This window comes from Streptomyces luteolus (assembly GCF_029968015.1).
Classification (GTDB): domain Bacteria; phylum Actinomycetota; class Actinomycetes; order Streptomycetales; family Streptomycetaceae; genus Streptomyces; species Streptomyces luteolus.
On the sequence record NZ_JASCIS010000045.1, the window covers coordinates 33340 to 51678 of the forward strand.

Sequence of the window (18339 nt, forward strand, 5' to 3'; positions counted from 1 at the left end):
GATCGCCACCAGCACCGGCTACAACGCCGCGCTGCTCACCGCCCGCCTCGGCTCGGCGAACGTCACGACCATCGAGGTCGACCCGGGTCTCGCCCTGCTGGCCGACGAACGACTACGCGCCTGCGGCCAGACGCCCGCCGTCCGCACCGGCGACGGCCGCGCCGGGCACCCGGCCCGGGCGCCGTACGACCGTCTCATCGCGACCTGCGGGTTCACGGCCGTCCCGTACGCATGGGTGGAGCAGGTCCGGCCGGGCGGCCTGATCGTCTGCCCGCTCGGGTCGGGGACCGTACGCCTGGTTGTCGGCGAGGACGGCACCGCAGCCGGTCAATTCCTGCGTACGCGCTCGTACTTCATGGGTGTACGGGCCGCGGGCGAAACCGGAGCCGCTCCGTATCCGGGCGACCCCGGCACGCCGGACGAGCGTCCCACCCGCCTCGCCCCGACCGCACTCGCACGGAGCGACTCGTTCCCGTTCCTGCTCTCCCTCGCGCTGCCCGGCGCGGCAACATCCACCGACCTGGACGACACCGACCGGATCACCGGCTGCCGCATCTGGACCCCCGACGGATCCTGGGCCCGCGCGAGTACCCGCACCGTGCGGCAGGCCGGGCCGCAGCGGCTGTGGGACGTCGTGGAGGACGCGTACGACTGGTGGCTGTGCAACGGGCGGCCCGCGCGGGAACGGTTCGGGGTCACAGTCACCCGGGCGGGGACGGCGGTCTGGCTCGGCAGGCCGGACCAGCCCGTCCCTCACCTCACTCGCGCACGCACAACGGCAGCTCGTACTCCGGAAACAACCGCCCGAACTCCGCGTGGAACCCCGGAAAGGTCTTGCTGACGCAGCCGGGGTCGTCCAGGGAGATCGTGTCGGGGGCGGCGAGGCCGAGGACCGAGAAGGCCATGGCGATGCGGTGGTCGCGGTGGCAGGCGATCGTCGTCCGGCGCGGTGGCCCGGGGTGCACGGTGAGCCGGTCCGGGCCCTCCTCTACGCGGATGCCGCAGGCCGCGAGGTTGCGGGCCATCGCCGCGACGCGGTCCGACTCCTTCAGGCGGGCGTGGGCGACGCCGCGGATCGTGACCGGGCCGTCGGCGAGCGGGGCGATCGCGGCGAGTGTCATGAACGTGTCGGAGATCTCGCCCATGTCGAGTGAGACGCCGCCGCGCAGCCGCCCGGTGCCCGTGACGGTCGTGGCGTCACAGGCCACCTCGACATGCGCGCCGAGCCGCCGCAACGCGTCCGTGAACCTCAAGTCGCCCTGGAGGCTGGCCTTTCCGAGGCCCGGTACGCGGACGGACCGTCCGGTCGCGGCGGCCGCGGCGAACACGTACGTGGCCGTGGACGCGTCCGGTTCGATCACCAGGTCCGTGGGCCGGTAGCCGCCGGGGCCGACGGTCAGCGAGCCGTCGGCCGACTCCTCGACGGTCGCGCCGAAGCGCCGCATCAGGGCGAGCGTCATGTCGACGTACGGGCGGCTCACCAGGTCACGGGCCACGAGGGTGAGCGGGCTGCGCAGGAGCGGCGCGGCGATCAGCAGTCCGGTCACGTACTGGCTGCTCGTCGAGGCGTCCAGGGCGATGCTGCCGCCGTCGAGGCCCGTGGCGGACACGGTCAGGGGCAGCGATCCGGGGCCGTCGGAACGGACCCGCGCGCCGAGCCGGGTGAGCGCGTCGGCCAGCGGACGCAGCGGTCGGGCGCGCAGCTGCGCGGAGCCGTCGAAGACGAACTCCCCTTCCCCGGTGGCCGCGTACGGGGGAAGGAAGCGGGCGGCCGTGCCCGCGTCGGCGCACCAGATGCGGGCGTCGCCGAGGGGGCGGCCGGTGCCGGTGATCTCCCAGTACTCGTCGTCGGGGGTGGCGCGGACGCGGACGCCGAGGCGGGTGAGGGCGTCGCGGAAGGCGAGGGTGTCATCGCTGACCAGCGGCGCCCACACCCGGGACGTGCCGGGTGCGGCGGCGGCGAGCAGCAGGGCCCGGTTGGTGAGGCTCTTGGAGCCCGGGATCTGGGCGGTCAGGGTGCTGGGGGCGGTCGAGGCGGTCGGGCCGGTGGCGGGCGGGAACGTCGTCGTCATGTCCGGGTCTCCAGTGCTTGGGCCACGGTGTCGAGCAGCCGGTGCAGGCGCTCCTCGGACTGCTTCAGGCCGTCGTCCTCCAGGCGGTCGAGGACCCCGGCGAGGTCGATGCCGAAGGACTGGAGGTGCCGGAGCAGGTGGCGGGCGTCGTCGTAGGTCTCGTGGGTCCAGCGCTGGCGGACGACCGAGCCGTGGTCGGCCATCGCGAGCAGAGTGGACTCGGGCAGGGTGTTGACGGTGCCGGGCGCGATCAGGCGCTCGACGTAGCGTGTGTCGCGAACGGCCTTGTCGCGTACGGCCGTTGACACCCACAGCAGACGCTGGCGGCGGGCGCCGTGCCGGGCGAGCCGGTCGAAGCGCGGCGCATCGAAGCGCGGCGCGTAGAAATCCGGCGCGTCGAAGCCCGGCCCCGCCAAGCCCTCGGAGTCCTCGAAGCCCTCGGAGTCCTCGAAACCCTCGAAACCCTCGAAGCCCTCGAAGCGCGCCGCGTACTGCTCGTGCGCGAGTGCGGCGCCCGCGAGTGCGGCGGTGCCGCGCATGGCCCTGGCCTCGCGGCTGCCGCTGCGCGCCAGGAGTGCGTCGACGGCGGTGTCGACGCGGTTGATGGACAGGGCGGCCACGGAGGCGATCGCCGTCAGGTCGTGCCCGGCGTCCAGGGCCGCTTCGAGCCCGTCGAGGTAGGCGTCGGCGACCCGCTCGTAGCGCCGTACGGAGAACAGCGGGCCTGCGCCGACACTGATGCCCTCCGCGGTGGCCTCGCGGAGCACGGCCGTGCCCTGATCGGTCGCCGGGACGGTGAGCAGCGCGTTGGGCCGGCCGATCGCGCGCCACAGCCGCCGCACCTCGGCCAGCAGGGCGGCCGTGTCGTGGGCGAGGCGCGGGTCGAGCTCCACGCAGACGTGCCCGTCGAGGCCGTCGCTCGCCGCGTGCACGGGGAGCAGTACGTCGCAGGCCTGCCGCACGTCCTGGACGAGGAGTTCGCGTGCGGCCTGTTCCGGGCTCGCGCCGAGCCCGGCGAGCAGCACCAGATCCTGGTCGTAGGCGGTGCCGTCGGCGAGGGCGCGGGTGAGGTGGGCGGGGTGGGTGGTGACTCCGGTGACCTGGCGGTAGCGGACGAATCCGGACAGCAGGCCGCCGGTGAGCCGGTCCCGGTCGAGGCCGTCCAGCCAGACGGCGACACCGGCACGGGCCAGGCGCTGCAACACGGCACTGGTCATGGCGGGTTGCTCACCCCCGAACACGGGGCGGCCGCCGCCCGCTGCAGGCTGCTGCGCGCGGCGGCGGCCACGCGCTCGGGGGTAAGTCCGGCGTGCCGGCGCAGCGACTCGTACGCGGCGCCGGCGCCGGCCGGGCCGAGACCGACGCTCTCCCGGGCCGCGCCGAGCATCGCGTACCAGCCGAGTGCGGCACCCGCCTCGACGGAGACGCGGGCGCGCACGCCGGGCGGCAGGACCGTGTCCCGGTACTCCGCGGGCTGCGCCCGGAACCACGCGACGTCCGGCATGGACACGACGCGGGTGGCGGTGCCCTCCTGCTGAAGGATCTCCCGGGCGGTGAGGGCGACATGGACCTCGTCGCCTCGGCCGGTGGCGACGAGCACGACGTCGGGCCGCCCGCCGTCGGCCTCGGCGAGGACGTAGCCGCCGCGTTCCGTCTCGTCGTCCGGGGCGAGGGGATCCTGCTCGCGCCGCAGGACGGTCACCTGGGTGGTGTGCACAGGGCGCTCAACTCCTAAGTACGGGGGCAAATTCAGCCCGTCCGACGCTTGAGGACGAGGCCGCAGGCCGATGGAGAGGGGGGCCTGGGGGCGCAGCCCCCGGTACGGCACCCCACGACCAGGCCCACGGACCCCGCGCTCACACGACGAGCATCCCCTTGGCGAGTTCGCCGAGCCGGGAGGCGACGATGCGCGGCCCGTCCTGCGTGAGCACGGACTCGGCGTGGAACTGCATCGACGTGAAGTGCGGGGCGCGCAGGGCGTGCACCTCGCCCGTACCCGGGTCGCGGCTGACCTCGACGACGGTGCCGTCGGGGGCGTCGAACTTGTCGCTGGGGCTGTGTGCGGCGAACGTGTTGTAGAAGCCGACGTGTTCACGGCTGCCGAACAGGTCGATATCCCGCTGCACGCCCTGGTTGGGCACGTCCCGGCGGCGCAGTTCGAGCCCCAGGTTCATGCTGAGCACCTGGTGGCTGAGGCACACGGCGAGGAACGGCCTGCGCTCGTCGAGGAGCGTGCGGATCGCCTTGTTCAGGTGGGCGATCTTGGCGTGGCCGATCTCGCGCGGGTCACCGGGTCCTGGCCCCATCACGACGAGGTCGTGGCCGTCGAAGGAGTACGGCTCGTCGAACCGACGTACCGTCACATCCAGTGCCATGCACCGCAGTTGCTGCTCGATCATGGACGTGAAGGTGTCCTCGGCGTCCACGACGAGGACCCGGCGCCCGGCGAGCGAGGGTTCGGCCCGGCTGCGCCCGCCGTGGTCGGCAAGCCAGAAGTCGGCGATGGGGCCGTTGCGTTCGGCGAGCGCGGCCCGCACCCGCGGGTGGGTGCCGAACCGGGTGGGCCCGCCGTCCTCCAGGGCGGCGACGAGCCCGGCGGCCTTGGCGTGCGTCTCGGCCACCTCGGACTCCGGGTCGGAGTGGCGTACGAGGGTGGCGCCGACGCCGATGCGGATGCGGCCGTCGCCCTCGATCTCGGCGGTGCGGATGAGGATCGACGAGTCCATGGTGCGGCCGCCGAACGCGTCCCGCCCGATGAGGGCGACGACGCCGCTGTAGTAGCCGCGGCCGTGCGGCTCGTACCCGTTGATGACGCTGGCGGCGCTCTCCAGCGGGCTGCCGGTGACGGTCGGCGCGAACATGGTCTCGCGCAGTATCTCGCGCGGGTCCCGGTCGGTGCGGCCCTCGATGAAGTACTCGGTGTGCGCGAGCCGTGCCATCTCCTTGAGGTACGGGCCCACGACCCGGCCGCCGTTCTCGCAGATCCGCGCCATCATCTTGAGCTCTTCGTCGACCACCATGTAGAGCTCCTCGGCCTCCTTGCGGTCGGCGAGGAAGTCCATGACGCCGTCCAGGGTGGGCCCGGAGCTCGGGTAGCGGTAGGTGCCGCTGATGGGGTTCATGACGGCGGTGCCGTCGGCGAGGCTGACGTGCCGCTCGGGGGTGGCGCCGACGAAGGTGCGGTCGCCGGTGTGCACGATGAACGTCCAGTACGCGCCCTGCTCCCGCTGCAGCAGCCGGCGGAAGAACGCGAGGGCGCGGTGCACGCCGTAGTCGGTGATCTCGGCGGTGAAGGACCGCTTGATGACGAAGTTGGCGCCCTTGCCGGTGCCGATCTCGTCCTTGATGACCCGGCGCACGATGTCGGCGTACGCGGCGTCGTCCACGTCGAAGTGACTGCCCCGCAGCTCGATCGCCGCGTCGGGCACCCGCCGCAGCACCTCGTCGAGCGGCACCCGCTGCTGCTCGGTGACGGCGAGGGCGATCAGCGGTGCCCCGTCATCGGGGGCGTCGAAGCCGCGCTCGGCGATCTGCCGGTACGGCATCAGGGCGAGCACTTCCTGGTACGCCTCGCCGGTCGCGGCACCGCCCTCCGGGCCGGTCTCGGGCACGGGGATACCGGCCAGGGTGCGGGGCAGCGACACCCTGCCGAACAGCACGTCGAGGGCGTCCTTACCGGTGGTCTCGGGCCGGTGCAGCACGGCGAAGGCGGGCGGGTTGGGCGCGAGAACCCGCCCGAGCAGATCGCTTCGGTCCGGGCTGTCCTGGCCGCCCCTGCTGTTCGGGCCGTTCTGGCTGTACTGGCTCATCCGATGACCTCCTTGGTGGTGGTGACGACGGCGCAGCGGCGGGCCGCGTACGTGAGGGCCAGCCAGTGGTCGTCCTCGGTGAAGTCGGCGACGGCGTCGGCGACCAGGAAGGTCTCGATGTCGTTGGTGAACGCGTCGACGGCGCTCATGAGCACGCCGACGTGCGCGTACACACCGCAGACGATCAGCTGATCGCGCCCCGCGCGGCGCATCCGCTCCAGTAGGTCGGTCTTGAAGAAGGCGCTGTAACGCCACTTGGTGAGCTGCCAGTCGCCGGGCGCGGGCGCCAGCGCGTCGACCACTTCACGGTCGGCGGGCGCGGTGCGCATGCCGGGCCCCCACAGGTCCTTGAGGAGCCCGCGCTGCTCGGGCGTCATCCCGCCGGGCTGCGCCGTGTACGCGACGGGGACGCCCTGCGCGGCGCAGTGGTCCCGCAGCGCGGCCGCGTTGGCGATCAGCTCGGAGCGCAGCGGCTCGGGGAAGGGCTTCAGGAAGTAGCGCTGCATGTCGTGCACGAGCAGCACTGCCCGCTCGGGGTCGACGGACCACTGCGGCACGCTGGCGGGCACGGCAGGGGCGAGCGGCATCGGGTAACTGTCGATCGACGGCAGACCGGCCATGGAGATCCTCTCGTCATGCGTGGTCAGCCGATTCTGAGGACGCACATCCGGCCGGGCCAACGCGATCGGGGGCACTCCGTCAGGTGGCACGAAGTCCATCAAGTCCGGTACGGGACAACGGGGTTGGGCCTCGGCGGTCTGGCGCAGGCGTACGCACAGCCGTGAGCCCTGCCGTACGCACAGCCGTGAGCCCCGCCGTACCGGTTCGCGCACCGGACACGGCAGGGCTCAGCGGAACTCAACTCACCTCAACGAGCCGACGATCAACGAGCCGACGATCAACGACCCGGCGGACTCAGCGGAGGCTCGCCCCGGAACCGATCGGGTGCGGCCGACGCGCGGCCTCGGCCGGGCGGCGCCCGTACAGGGCGCGGTCGAACGGGTGCCGGTCGTGTCCGGCGCCGGGGTGGGTCACCGTGACCCGCGGTGCGGCGTCCTGCCGGAGCAACTGCTGGTAGGCCGCGAGGGCCTGGCCGGGGTCGCCGCACTGGTTCAGGAGCGCGGGCAGCCGCTCGCGCAGCCGGCCGGGGATGTGCAGGGTCGGCAGGTCCACGGCCAGCTCGCGGTACCGGCCCATGCGCAGCTCCGCCTCGATCCACTGGCCGGTCGCCCGCTCGCGGGACTGCCGCAGCCGCTCGATCTGCGCGCCGAGGTGCGGTCCCGGTACGACGTCGGCGAACGGCTCGCCCCGCCACAGCCCGAGCGCCTCCCGCAGCCGCCGCGCGGCCGTGTCCAGGTCACCCGTGGCCATGGCCCGGTAGCCGGCGCCCACGGACCGCTCGAACTCCCAGGCGTCGCAGGTGTCCTGGCCTCCGTCGAGCCGGTAGCCGCCGGGCAGGGCGGCGAGCAGGTCGGCGGCCTGCCGCTCCCCGCGGCCACGCCCGGCGGCGTTCCTGCCGCGGTCGCGCAGCGCCACGGCGAGGTGCTCGCGCAGCTGGCCCACGTACGACTGGAGCATGTGCTTGGCCTGGTGCGGCCGCTCGCCGGGCCAGACCTCCTCGATCAGGAGACCGGTGGGCACGACCCGGCCGGCGAGCATCGCGAGCAGCGCGAGCACCTGCCGCGGCTCGGCAGCCGCGGGAGCGACGGGCGTTCCGCTCTCCGTGACGGTCAGCACGCCCAAGACCTTGATGTCCATGATGCCCCTCCGTGCGGTGACAGCCGACCGGGCGGCCCCTCGGGCCGGTCGCCACAACGACATGTGCGCTTTGCTTCTGTTGCCTCACCGCGAGCGAGCCCACCCGTACGACGTCAGCGCTCGAGGCCGCGCACCGTGAGCGGCTCCTGGTGCGGCAGCCGCTTCCCCTCGCTCTGACGCGACCGCCCAGTGCTCCAGTGAAGCAACACTCAAAGAATAACGAACGATCGCTTTCTTTTGAACTCCCCGGAGAAGTTGGCTTGTTCAGTGTGTTTCCCGCTCGCGAAAGCCCCCAAATCGGTATCTCTACGCGACTCATATCAGCCAAGATCACAGAGCGGACGTCCGCACTCCCCCTCGTCCTCGTTGCGCGGACCGAGGTCTCGCGCACATACTCCCGCCCAGTGAAGACCGCCTCGCGAGCGACGGCGGAGGGACGAGGTGCGGCCGCCGCACCCCCCGCACCCGGATTCCCCAGAAGGCCTGGCGCGGATTCACTCCAGCAATGTAGATGGCTGATGCAACAGTTATCGGAACTCACAATTCCGGTCGACAGCCGTAGGCGACCCGGCCTCGCCTCGCGGACGGGCAGATCCTCCGGAGAACAGCACATGGTGAAACAGCAACGAGCCGCCCGTACGAGGGAAGCTCTGGTCCACGCGGCAGCCGTGGCCTTTGACCGCGTCGGCTACGAGGCGGCGTCCCTCGCGCACGTCAGCGGCTCGGCGGGCATCTCGATGGGGGCACTGACCTTCCACTTCCCTACGAAGGAGAAGCTCGCCGCCGAGGTCCAGCTGCACGGCGCCCGCGCCACCCGCGACGCCATCGACGGCATGGGTGACACGTGCGAGCGGCCGCTGCGCACCCTGGTCGACCTGACGCTCGAGGTGGCACGGCTGCTCGACGAGGACGTCACGGTACGGGCGGCGGCCCGGCTGGCCCGCGAGTGCCTGCCCTCCGAGACGCCCTGGCCGTCCGTGTGGCTGCCCGTCGCGGAGCACCTGCTCGACCGTGCCTCGGAGGAGGAACTGCAGCCCCACGCCGACCCGCAGGCGCTCCTCGCCCTGACCACGCACCTCGTCAGCGGCACCGAGAGCTACATCCGCCGCTGCGCCCTCGTACCCGAGGAACGGGAGAGCGCAGAGGACCAGCTGGCCCGGATATGGCAGTTGGTACTCCCCGGCATCGCCCGCGGCCCCGCATGAGTCTGCGGACGTAACCGGCCCGGATGGCACGGTCGTTGTCCCGGACACACCTGTCGGGTGGGGTGCTCACCCCTCAGGGCGAGCACCCCATCAGCGGCCACTGCCTGCCTCCCGGACCACCGGCAGGGGTACGGTCCGGCGGCTACGGAACCGGGCATCGCCCGGCCCGGTGGCTCCCGTCAGGCGGCGGTCCAGCCCCCATCCACCGGGACCGCCGCGCCCGTGACGAACGAGGCCCGGTCGCTGCACAACCACGCCGCCGCCTGCGCCACCTCCACGGGTTCCGCCATCCGCCGCTGCAACGAGCGGTTGGTGAAGGCCTCTTCGAGCGGGGGCATCTCTTCCAGGACGTTCGCGATCATCTCGGTGCGCGTACTGCCCACGACCAAGGCGTTGACGCGGATGCCCTGTTGGCCGTACTCGTCGGCCGCCGCCCTGGTCAGGCCGATCACCGCGTGCTTGGCCGCGATGTAGGGCGCGGTGGCCCCGGTGGCGAGGACACCCGCGACGCTGGCCGTGTTGACGATGGCACCGCCGGTGCCGGATTCGAGCATGACGGTGATCTGGGACTTCAGGCAGTTCCACACCCCACGCAGATTCACGTCGAGTGCCTGCAGGAACACCGCGTCGTCGGTCTGGTGCAGGGGGGTACCCGCCGTGGCCCAACCGGCGTTGTTGAAGGCCCCGTTGAGAGATCCGTACGTACGGACCGCTTCGTTGACCACACGGTCCACGTCATCCCGGTCCGTGACGTCGCCCGGGGACGCCAGCGCCTTCCCCCCGGAGGCGTTGATCTCCTCCGCCAGCTCCCGCAGCCGGCTCTCCCTGCGCGCCATCAGAACCACCGCGGCGCCCTCCTCGGCGAACAGCCGGGCAGCCGCCGCCCCGATCCCGCTGGACGCACCCGTGACCATCATGGTCTTCCCGCTCAGCAGGCCGCCCTTTTCCTCCGCATCGCGCATGCGCTGCACATCCCCCTCCGCTGTCAGTCGATCGCAACTCCCCCACCCTGACTGATCGTTGCCGGGAACCCGGTTTCCGGAATCGATCTGTAATGCGCCGCCCTCGGGCATCGGACGGCGCGTTACGGAACGGGCGGGACCCTTCCGATCAGGGCGGTGCTCTTCCCGGATCAGGCGGCGCTGTCCCCGCCGGCCGGGGGGACGGCGACGCGGCCCCGGGCCGGATCGATGACGAGGCGGTCGAGGCACTCGCGGGTGACGATTCCGGGAAGCAGGAGGTGCCACATGCGCACCACACGGTCGGGCAGAGTGGCCATCGCGTCCGACAGCTGCGCATAGTGCTGGACGCCCGTGAACGCTCCCACCAGGAACTCCGCCACGACGGACGGGTCGACGCCGGGCGCCAGCTCGCCCTGCTCCCGCGCCGACTCCAGCCAGGTCTGGAAGATGGCCTCGAAGTCCCCGTAGGAGACCTTGTCACCGATGCCGTGGGCCTGCTGTTCCACCGCGAGCCGGACCGCGGCCCGGATCAGCGGACTGACGTTCAGCTGGTGTGCCCACACCATGGAGAAGTCGACCATGCGCTGCGCGCCCTCGGAGTCCAGGTTCGCGGTCAACTCGCCCGTCTGGGACAGCATGACGGCGCGCGCCAGCGCCTCCTTGTTGTCGAAGTGGAAGTACACCGCCCCCAGCGTCACACCCGCTCGTCTCATGATCTCCCGCATGCTCGCGCCCTTGTAGCCGAGCTCGTCGAACGTGACGGCTGCGGCGTGAAGGATGTCATCACGGGTCTTCAGAGCGCGTTGCTGCTTGGGTTGGGCTGCCATCGAGCGGTCCTGCCTTCCGCGGACATGAAAACGAACGGCCGTTATTTTACGAGGGCCGCCGAACACCTTGCCACCCACGTGGTTCAAGACTCGACAAAATGCCACACGCCGCCGCCCGTCCGACCGGGTCGCACGGTCGAGAGTCAGCCACCGCAACCCCGCCCGGGGACTTGGACCGGCGCGTCTGCCACTGCATAAATCCAGCCAAGTACGCCGCTGAGCGGTTTATTCTTCAGCACCTTCCAGGCACCTTCCAGGCACCCTCCAGGAATCCTCCAGTAGCCCTCCAGCAGCCCCCTAGCAGTCCTCCAGCGGGTCAAAACCGCTACTCGACCACCCCTGGACACGTTCTGGGGCTCTTTGGACACGCAGTTGATCAATCGTCGAGTTTGCGACACCTCTCGACAACAAAAAGAACACTCGTTATGTTGCACCAGCGGCGTGACAGCGCCAACTGAGTACGGCGAAGCGGTCATCCACGTCCACTCACCCTGGGGGGTCACTCATCATGCCTGTCATCAAGCAACTTCCGCCCATAGCAACCGGTTTCACCGTGTCGTCCGAGCTCGTTCACAAGCGCGATGAATCCGAGGTTCTGCTGACGTCCTGGGACAGCTACCGTCCCGACACCTTCGTCGTCTGCGCCCAGTGGCCCGTCCAGCACCGCTTCTACCAGTCGAGGAACGGTCTCCACGACCCGATGCTCTTCGCCGAGAGCGTGCGCCAGTGCTTCCCGCTCCTGTCACACGCGGGCTACGACGTGCCGTTCGGGCACCACCTGATCTGGCAGTACCTGAACTTCGAGATCGTCCCCTCCGCCATGGACATCGGCACCGACCCGACCGAGGTGGAGCTGTACATCACCTGCTCCGACATCCGGCGCCGCGGCGGCCAGCTGGCGGCACTGACCCTGCACGTCATCGCGTTGCGGGACGGCAAGCACCTGGGCGTGGCACAGGCGCGCTTCACCTGCCACACGCCGTCCGTCTACCGGCGGCTGCGCGGCCGGTACGCGGGGGCGACCGCCCTGCCGGGGGCGCTGCCGGCGGCGGAGGCACCCCACCTGGTGGCGCGCGAGCAGGAGGAGGACGTGGTGCTCTCGCCGACCGAGCAGCACGGCACCTGGCTGCTGCGCAACGACACGTCCCACCCCGTCCTCTTCGACCACCCGCTGGACCACTCGCCGGGAATGCTCATGCTCGAGGCGGCCCGCCAGGCCACCCACGCGCACGCGTACGCGGAGCACGCCTACCCCGTGAAATTCGAGTCGACGTTCCTGCAGTTCGCCGAGTTCGACGCACCCTGCCAGGTCACGGTCGAGGAACTCCCCACGCGCGACCGCACCCAGCGGCGCACGGAGATCCTCGCGACGCAGAACGGGGAGATGGCGTTCTCCAGCCTGGTGACCGCCCTCGTGGGACCGCCCCTGCCCTGACGCACGCCCGGCACCACGACGCCGGTGTCGCCCCGCCCCCTGTGCGCCGTCCGGGGCGGGGCGACACCGGCGTCCGTGCGGTGCCGGGCGTCGGCTACCAGCGCACGGGCAGGGCCGTCGGCCGCCGCAGCAGCACCCCGTCGTCCCACGGCAGGGTCCGCGGGTCGGCGTCCAGGGTGAGCCCGGGGAACTCACGGGCGAGCCGGGTCAGAAGCGTGCTGATCTCGAGGCGGAACAGGGCCGCTCCCATGCAGTGGTGCATCCCGTAGCCGAACTGCAGGTGTCTCGCGCCGGTGCGGTCGGGGTCGATGGTCTCGGGATCGGGGAACACCTCGGGATCACGGTTGGCGGCGAACACGTCGGCGTACACGACGTCTCCCGCGCGGATCACGGCCTCGGCCGTCTTGACGTCCCGGGTGGCGATACGGGGAAAGGCGGACGAGGTCCCGAGCGGGATCAGCCGGACCAGCTCCTCGCCGAGGCGCGGCGCGACGGCCGGGTCGTCCACGAGCCTGCGCCACAACCGCGGTGCGCACAGCAGGGCGTACAGGGACTTGGCGAGGACGGACAGCGCGTTGTGGTCGCCCGCCACGACCGCCGGGAGCAGCAGACCGACCAACTCCGCGTCGCTCAGCGGTGGTTCGGCCCGGTCGCGGCCGTTGACACAGCGCCCGACGAGGCCGTCCGGGTCGCTGGGGGCGGCCCCGGTCACCAGGTCGGTCACGTACCCGTACACCGCGGTGAAGTGCTCGACCAGTGTGTCGAGTTCACCGGCCGACGCCATCTGCACGGTGCGGCCGTAGCCACGTATCCCTACGAGATCCCGCAGCGGTATCCCCAGGAGCCGGGCGTTGGCCTCGGCGGCCACCGTGTCCAGGACCGTGCGGAACAGGTCCGGGTGCTCCTCGGTCCGCAGGGCGGCGAGGCGCGCGTCGACGATCTCCTCCAGCGCCGGCCGCAGGCGCTCGACGCCCGCCGCGCTGTAGTCGGCCGCGACGGAGCGCCGCATCCGGGCGTGGTGCGGGGGGTCGAGGCTGATGAGCAGTTCGGGCGGCAGCGCCGTCGGCAGGAAGCCGGGCCCGTCGTCGGTGTTGGCCCGCGTCCGGCTGAACGTGGGGTCGGTGAGGACCTGGTGGACATCGGTGTAGCGAGTGAGGTGCACGGCCGTATGGCCGCTGGGCAGGCCGATCCTCGGCAGCCCGCCGTCGGAGAGCCCGGGCAGCGGGGTGTACGCGCGGGGCGGGTCCAGGCGGGGGATGTCGTTGACGCTGATGGTGGAGGCGGGCAGGGTGCTGGAGTCCATGACGTCCTTTGCTCGTCGGCTGCCGTCGTCGGTCATCGTCACTCGTCACTGCGGTCACGGCACGCCTCTGGCCTCTCCAACCGGAAGCGTCCGCGCGGCACTCGTATGCCGTACGGGCCGAAGGTACCCGCGGTCTCACGCGGCGGTACGCGGAGCCAGCCTTTCGAAGGCGGCGAGGCCGGTGCACCGGCCGAGGTCGCGCAGCGCCTGCCGGTCGTCGCGGAAGTGCACGGTGCGCCAGCCCTCGGCCGCGGCCGCCGCGCAGTTGCCGGCGAGGTCGTCGACGAGCACGCACTGCTCCGGCGCGAGGCCCGCGGCCCGCGCCGCGAGGCGGAAGATCTCCGGATCGGGTTTGCGGACGCCGACCTTGCAGGAGTCGACGAGGAAGTCGACCTCGCCGGCGGGCTCCACGATGGACCGCCAGTACGGCTCCCACTCCACGACGTTGTTCGAGAGGATCCCCACCCCGAGGCCGTGTTCCCGCGCGCACCGGAGGGCCGCCACCATCAACGGGTTCGCCGTGACGCCCGCGAACCACTGCTCGCCGAAGGTCTCAAGCCTCGCCCGGGACAGGTCGATGCCCGGATGGGCGGCCCCGAGCGCCCGGGCCAGGCCCCTCCCCCACTCCGCCTCACTGACGACGCCCAGCTCGACGGGGGCCAGCGTCGGCAGCCCCATCCCCTCGGCGACCGTCCGCATGGCCCCGACGAGCTGCTCGGGCGTGATCCCGGTCTTCCGCTCGTACGAGGCGTACAACTCCGCCAGAGGTGGTGAGAGCACCCCACCGAAGTCGAACCAGATCATGAGGACGATGATATGGAAGCCAACATGCCCTGGAACAGGGGGAGATGACCTGTTCTTCGGGCGAGCGAGGCATCCGCACCGATCGCCGCCCCATGCGGTGCGCGTCCGGCACGGGTTACGGAAGGGCGCACCGCCACACACCCTTACGATTCCCCCGCCACTCCCCCGGACCCCCGCGAACCGTGCAAAATGGCCGTCCAGAAAGCCAAAAGCCACGAAACCACGTAGGACGTAGAACGGTGCGGCCCATGACCCTGACGACGAAGGCGGCCGAGGCCGCGATCCCCCACCCCCACCGGCGGCCCGCCGCCACCCCTCAAGTCGTGGGCGGCAGCCGGGCGTTGGCCCTGCTCCTTGTGGTGACCGGGGCCGCGGGAGTGCTGGCGGCATGGGTCATCACCCTCGACAAGTTCAAGCTCCTCGAAGACCCGAACTTCCAACCCGGCTGCAGCCTCAACCCGGTGGTGTCCTGCGGCTCGATCATGAAGAGCGAGCAGGCGTCGGTCTTCGGCTTCCCCAACCCGATGCTGGGCCTGGTCACGTACGGGATCGTGCTGTGCGTCGGCGCGAGCCTCCTCGCGGGCGCCCGCTTCCCGCGCTGGTACTGGCTGACGCTCAACGCCGGCATGCTCCTCGGCGTCACCTTCTGCACCTGGCTGATGTACCAGTCGCTGTACGACATCAACGCCCTGTGCCTGTGGTGCTGCCTCGCGTGGACGGCGACGATCGTCATGTTCTGGTACGTCACCGGCCACAACGTCCGCCACGGACTCCTCCCGGCACCGCCCGCCCTGCGGACCCTCTTCGACGAGTTCACCTGGGTCCCGCCGGTGCTGCACCTCGGCATCATCGGCATGCTGATCCTGACCCGCTGGTGGGACTTCTGGACCAGCTAGTCCGCTTGCTTGCTCCCACACAGGACGCGGCGCGGCCCCTCGACGGATCGAGGGGCCGCGCCGCGTCGTGCTGCTGACGGGAGTACGGGTCAGGAGATCCCGCCGAGCAGACCGGTGACCGGCGCCGCCTGGTCGGTGAGCTGACGCAGTTCGTTGAGCTTGCCGAGCTGGCCGGAGACCGACGGGACGGCGTCGCGGTACTCCGGGCTGATCCCGGTCTTGGCGAGGCTGTCGAGCTCACCGGAGACCGACACGGCGGAGGCCGCGGGAGCCGCGAGTCCGGTGGTTCCGGCGGCGAGGGCGACGGCGACGAGGATGCGCTTTGCTTGGATCATGTGCTGCACAACGAGATGAGGCACAAACAGGACACGAGCGGCAGCACCCGTCACCCGAAGAGGACGTCTGCGCACAGCAGAAGGTCCCGGCGCCGAAGCGCCGGGACCTTTTTTGCGGCAATGCCGGGTGACCTGAGGTCAGCGGCCCGCGTTCGCCGAGAGGACGTTGTGCAGGACGTTCGCGAGACCGTCGTCGCCCTTGGTCTGCGTCGAGTTCTCGACGCACTGCTGGTTCTGCGCGCTGGACAGGACCGGGATGTCCTGGACCGCGACGTTGACCAGGCCGACGATGGAGCCGACGTTTGCCTTCGCGGGCAGGCCGATGCAGGGCTTGTTGAGCGAGCCCTGGACCAGGCCGAGCTGCGGGCTCATGTCGCCGTGGGTGGCGGAGTTGCCGTAGGTCTGCGAGGAACCGTTGCCGCTCAGCGACGTCGGGTCGTTGTCGGCGAACGCCTGCGGAGCCATCGCCGCACTCAGGCCCGCCACTGACATGGTGACGGCCGCCGTGGCCATAACCTTCTTGAGCATGTTCTGTCCTTGTGTCGCATGAATGCCCGCGATCGGAGCGCCCTGACCAACTCGGGGACCCGCGTTTGGTTCTTCGTCTTCACTCCGATGGCCCTGCCGATCACTCCCCCGAAGGGTTTCCGGTACCCGAGTGTTCGCCCAAGTGCCCGAAGAACACCGCCCGTTGCTCCGAAGGTGGTCAACACGGAGCCGAGCCGTGTCGTAGCAGCCACCGACACGTTTCGATCTACGTGGGTCCGAACTCGGGGCCCGCTAAGTCGAACAGAAGGTGCACCCTCATGAAGACTGCCAAGAAGGCCGCCCTGGTCCTGGCCACCGCCGGGCTCGCCGCCGGTGCCTCCGCCGGAACCGCGTTCGCCGACGCCGACGCCGGGGGCGCCGCCGTGGGCTCTCCCGGTGTGATCTCGGGCAACGCGGTCCAGGTTCCGGTCCACGTGCCGGTCAACCTGTGCGGCAACAGCATCAACGTCATCGGTCTGCTGAACCCGGCCTTCGGCAACACCTGCGTCAACGCCTGACGTTCCGCGGCACGACAGCAGGGCGGCGATCACCGGACTCGGTGCATCGCCGCCCTGCTTTTTGTTGTGCCCCCGGTTTTACGACTGTTTTACGACTGAGGGAGTTGGCAGCCCCGTGGGGGGGTCCGCCAACTCCCTTGTCCGCTGCGGTACTTACTAGCCCAGGGGGCTCGCGGGCAGGCCGCCCAGGAGCGGGGCCGCCTGGCCCACCGTGCCGAGAACCTGCTGCGGCACACCCCCGCTCTGCGTCAGTCCGCCGGCCACGTCCGTGACGGGCTTCAGCGGGCCGCCCTCGCTGTTGCTGATGCCCTGCTGCGCCTGCAGGTGCTTCGCGTCCAGGCCGGAGGAGAGCGTGTCGTTGACGGCACCGTTCAGGCTCATCGGAGGAATGTTCCCGACATGGTCGTCGGCGAGGGCCGGCGCGGCCGTCCCGAGCGCCATCACGGAACCGGCGACAGCTGCCGCGACCTTCGAGTACTTCACTGCGTGTCCTTTCTCCGGGTGCGCTCTCTCAGTGACGCGAGCCTTCGCGTCAGGCAGGTGTCCCGTTCGACACCAGGCGCCACCATCGCGCTGTTCAACGAGTCCCGCCGCAGCTGGAAACCCCGATTCCGGCGCCTTTCTCGATCCCCGGCCGGTGAATTCCCCAAAGGGGCGCGTACGGAATGGACTTTCGACTCGGCATTCGGGTGAAGGCCCCTCCACCCTCACCGGCCCATGGTGTGTACTGAGCGCAGCGGTCTCTCTTGAGTGGTGCGGGCTCCCAGCCGCCGGCGTTCCTCACGTCGTCGAGCCCACCGTGCCCCTTCTTGCGCGGCACAGCACACAGAAACCGCGGAACGTTGGGGGCCCTCCGGGGCCCCCAACTCAGTTTCCGCGCCCACCGGTTGGCGGTCCAGCGCATACGAAACGGCCCCGGGGCTCGAGCACCCGGGGCCGTTGACCGTTCTCTGCGAACCGCGCGAACGTCAGTCGTTGACGCAGGTGTTGCCGAAGGCCGGGTTCAGCAGCGCGATCACGTTCACGGTGTTGCCGCACACGTTGACCGGCACGTGGACGGGAACCTGGAGCAGGTTGCCCGACAGCACACCGGGAGAGTGGGTGGCGGCTCCGTGGGCACCGGAGTCGGCCATGGCCGGGGCGGCGCTCCCGACGGCGAGCATGGCACCGGCGACGACGGTCAGAACCTTCTTGTTCATTGTTCCCTTCCCACAGTGCTGCGCTACGTATCGCGACGTTCGCGTACGGCCGCAGACGATCTCTTCACTGCAGTTGGAACAACGATTTCGGCGGGGAGAGGAAACCGCGAATTCATTGATCGCACCGCGCATCTCACCCGAATGCTGCACAGCGGTGGTGAAACAGCGGTGGCGAAAGGGCCCGGACAGCCGGTGCACTGCGTGATCAGTCAGCTCACCTGGAGAAGGAGAGCACGTTGTGCAGGACGTTCGCGAGACCGTCGTCGCCCTTGGTCTGCGTCGAGTTCTCGGTGCACTGCTGGTTCTGCTTGCTGGACAGGATCGGGATGTCCTGGACCGCGACGTTGACGATGCCCACGATGGAGCCGACGTTGCCCTTGACGGGCAGGCCGACGCAGGGCTTGTTGAGGGAACCCTGGATGAGCCCCATCTGCGGGCTCAGGTCGCCGTGCGTGGCGGAGTTGCCGTAGGTCTGCGAGGAACCGTTGCCGCTCAGCGACGTCGGGTCGTTGTCCGCCATCGCCTGCGGAGCCATCGCCGCACCCGTGCCGAGAACGGACGCCGTGACAGCGGCGGTCGCCAGAATCTTCTTGATCACTTGATTCCCTTTTCTGGGTGTATGCCGGGGTAAATGCCCGTTGGTTCAGCTGTCTGACCAACTCTCCGGTGGCCCCTTTGGTTCTCTTCG

Annotated in this window: 20 protein-coding genes; 5 read left to right on the forward strand and 15 right to left on the reverse strand. The window is 70.6% G+C overall.

All coding sequences use genetic code 11. The features are described from left to right. Window position 1: 1 nt before the first annotated feature. Window positions 2-841: a methyltransferase domain-containing protein gene (locus QIT00_RS31205; RefSeq protein ID WP_282538850.1), complete on the forward strand. Its 840-nt coding sequence runs from the start codon at window positions 2-4 to the stop codon at window positions 839-841. Here the strand turns inward: QIT00_RS31205 and aroA are convergent. The 6 genes from aroA to QIT00_RS31235 form a co-directional block, all read right to left on the reverse strand. Then, complete coding sequence (gene aroA, locus QIT00_RS31210; RefSeq protein ID WP_282538810.1) at window positions 759-2072, reverse strand: 3-phosphoshikimate 1-carboxyvinyltransferase; 1314 nt, start codon at window positions 2070-2072, stop codon at window positions 759-761. The genes QIT00_RS31205 and aroA overlap by 83 nt on opposite strands. Next, window positions 2069-3289, reverse strand: coding sequence for a transaldolase family protein (locus QIT00_RS31215; protein WP_282538811.1), 1221 nt, complete (start codon window positions 3287-3289; stop codon window positions 2069-2071). Before QIT00_RS31215 ends, aroA begins: the two co-directional genes overlap by 4 nt. Then, window positions 3286-3789 (reverse strand): transketolase-like TK C-terminal-containing protein, encoded by a 504-nt coding sequence (locus QIT00_RS31220; protein WP_282538812.1) that lies wholly within the window; start codon window positions 3787-3789, stop codon window positions 3286-3288. Before QIT00_RS31220 ends, QIT00_RS31215 begins: the two co-directional genes overlap by 4 nt. A 139-nt stretch (window positions 3790-3928) precedes the next feature. Beyond that, window positions 3929-5881: an anthranilate synthase family protein gene (locus QIT00_RS31225; RefSeq protein WP_282538813.1), complete on the reverse strand. Its 1953-nt coding sequence runs from the start codon at window positions 5879-5881 to the stop codon at window positions 3929-3931. Further along, a complete protein-coding gene (locus QIT00_RS31230) occupies window positions 5878-6501 on the reverse strand; it encodes an isochorismatase family protein (RefSeq protein ID WP_282538814.1) in 624 nt (207 codons plus the stop codon). The genes QIT00_RS31225 and QIT00_RS31230 overlap by 4 nt, the downstream gene beginning before the upstream one ends. A 295-nt stretch (window positions 6502-6796) precedes the next feature. Continuing rightward, on the reverse strand, window positions 6797-7639 hold the full coding sequence (locus QIT00_RS31235) for an AfsR/SARP family transcriptional regulator (RefSeq protein WP_282538815.1): 843 nt from the start codon (window positions 7637-7639) through the stop codon (window positions 6797-6799). A gap of 611 nt (window positions 7640-8250) precedes the next feature. Between QIT00_RS31235 and QIT00_RS31240 the strand changes: the two genes are divergently transcribed. Continuing rightward, window positions 8251-8844 (forward strand): TetR/AcrR family transcriptional regulator, encoded by a 594-nt coding sequence (locus tag QIT00_RS31240; RefSeq protein ID WP_282538816.1) that lies wholly within the window; start codon window positions 8251-8253, stop codon window positions 8842-8844. Window positions 8845-9023: 179 nt separating this feature from the next. Here QIT00_RS31240 and QIT00_RS31245 read toward each other — a convergent pair whose 3' ends face one another. Together QIT00_RS31245 and QIT00_RS31250 are read right to left on the reverse strand one after the other, a co-directional pair. Then, window positions 9024-9806: an SDR family NAD(P)-dependent oxidoreductase gene (locus QIT00_RS31245; RefSeq protein WP_282538817.1), complete on the reverse strand. Its 783-nt coding sequence runs from the start codon at window positions 9804-9806 to the stop codon at window positions 9024-9026. Window positions 9807-9976: 170 nt separating this feature from the next. Then, complete coding sequence (locus QIT00_RS31250; RefSeq protein ID WP_282538818.1) at window positions 9977-10633, reverse strand: ScbR family autoregulator-binding transcription factor; 657 nt, start codon at window positions 10631-10633, stop codon at window positions 9977-9979. A gap of 508 nt (window positions 10634-11141) precedes the next feature. Between QIT00_RS31250 and QIT00_RS31255 the strand changes: the two genes are divergently transcribed. Continuing rightward, window positions 11142-12068 carry a ScbA/BarX family gamma-butyrolactone biosynthesis protein gene (locus QIT00_RS31255; protein WP_282538819.1) on the forward strand — a complete coding sequence of 309 codons (927 nt, stop codon included), beginning with the start codon at window positions 11142-11144 and terminating at the stop codon, window positions 12066-12068. A 94-nt stretch (window positions 12069-12162) separates the two neighbouring features. Here the strand turns inward: QIT00_RS31255 and QIT00_RS31260 are convergent, their stop codons facing one another. Both QIT00_RS31260 and QIT00_RS31265 read right to left on the reverse strand, forming a co-directional pair. Continuing rightward, complete coding sequence (locus QIT00_RS31260) at window positions 12163-13371, reverse strand: cytochrome P450 (protein ID WP_282538820.1); 1209 nt, start codon at window positions 13369-13371, stop codon at window positions 12163-12165. Between the two features lie 135 nt (window positions 13372-13506). After that, a complete protein-coding gene (locus tag QIT00_RS31265) occupies window positions 13507-14175 on the reverse strand; it encodes an HAD family hydrolase (RefSeq protein WP_282538821.1) in 669 nt (222 codons plus the stop codon). A 248-nt stretch (window positions 14176-14423) separates the two neighbouring features. Between QIT00_RS31265 and QIT00_RS31270 the strand changes: the two genes are divergently transcribed. Further along, on the forward strand, window positions 14424-15071 hold the full coding sequence (locus QIT00_RS31270) for a vitamin K epoxide reductase family protein (protein ID WP_282538822.1): 648 nt from the start codon (window positions 14424-14426) through the stop codon (window positions 15069-15071). Between the two features lie 89 nt (window positions 15072-15160). On the opposite strand, the gene QIT00_RS31275 is transcribed toward QIT00_RS31270, so the two are convergent. Both QIT00_RS31275 and QIT00_RS31280 read right to left on the reverse strand, forming a co-directional pair. After that, a complete protein-coding gene (locus tag QIT00_RS31275; protein WP_282538823.1) occupies window positions 15161-15406 on the reverse strand; it encodes a hypothetical protein in 246 nt (81 codons plus the stop codon). A 138-nt stretch (window positions 15407-15544) separates the two neighbouring features. Continuing rightward, entirely contained in the window at window positions 15545-15934 is a 390-nt protein-coding gene (locus tag QIT00_RS31280; RefSeq protein WP_282538824.1) for a rodlin, read from the reverse strand. 278 nt (window positions 15935-16212) lie between these two features. On the opposite strand from QIT00_RS31280, the gene QIT00_RS31285 reads away from it, so the two are divergent. Beyond that, window positions 16213-16452, forward strand: coding sequence for a chaplin (locus QIT00_RS31285; protein WP_282538825.1), 240 nt, complete (start codon window positions 16213-16215; stop codon window positions 16450-16452). A gap of 156 nt (window positions 16453-16608) precedes the next feature. Here QIT00_RS31285 and QIT00_RS31290 read toward each other — a convergent pair whose 3' ends face one another. The 3 genes from QIT00_RS31290 to QIT00_RS31300 form a co-directional block, all read right to left on the reverse strand. Continuing rightward, entirely contained in the window at window positions 16609-16935 is a 327-nt protein-coding gene (locus QIT00_RS31290) for a hypothetical protein (protein WP_282538826.1), read from the reverse strand. Window positions 16936-17420: 485 nt separating this feature from the next. Beyond that, the gene (locus tag QIT00_RS31295; RefSeq protein WP_282538827.1) at window positions 17421-17651 is read right to left on the reverse strand and encodes a chaplin; all 231 of its coding nucleotides are present in this window, start codon (window positions 17649-17651) and stop codon (window positions 17421-17423) included. Between the two features lie 214 nt (window positions 17652-17865). Then, window positions 17866-18249 (reverse strand): rodlin, encoded by a 384-nt coding sequence (locus QIT00_RS31300; protein ID WP_282538828.1) that lies wholly within the window; start codon window positions 18247-18249, stop codon window positions 17866-17868. Window positions 18250-18339: the final 90 nt, after the last annotated feature.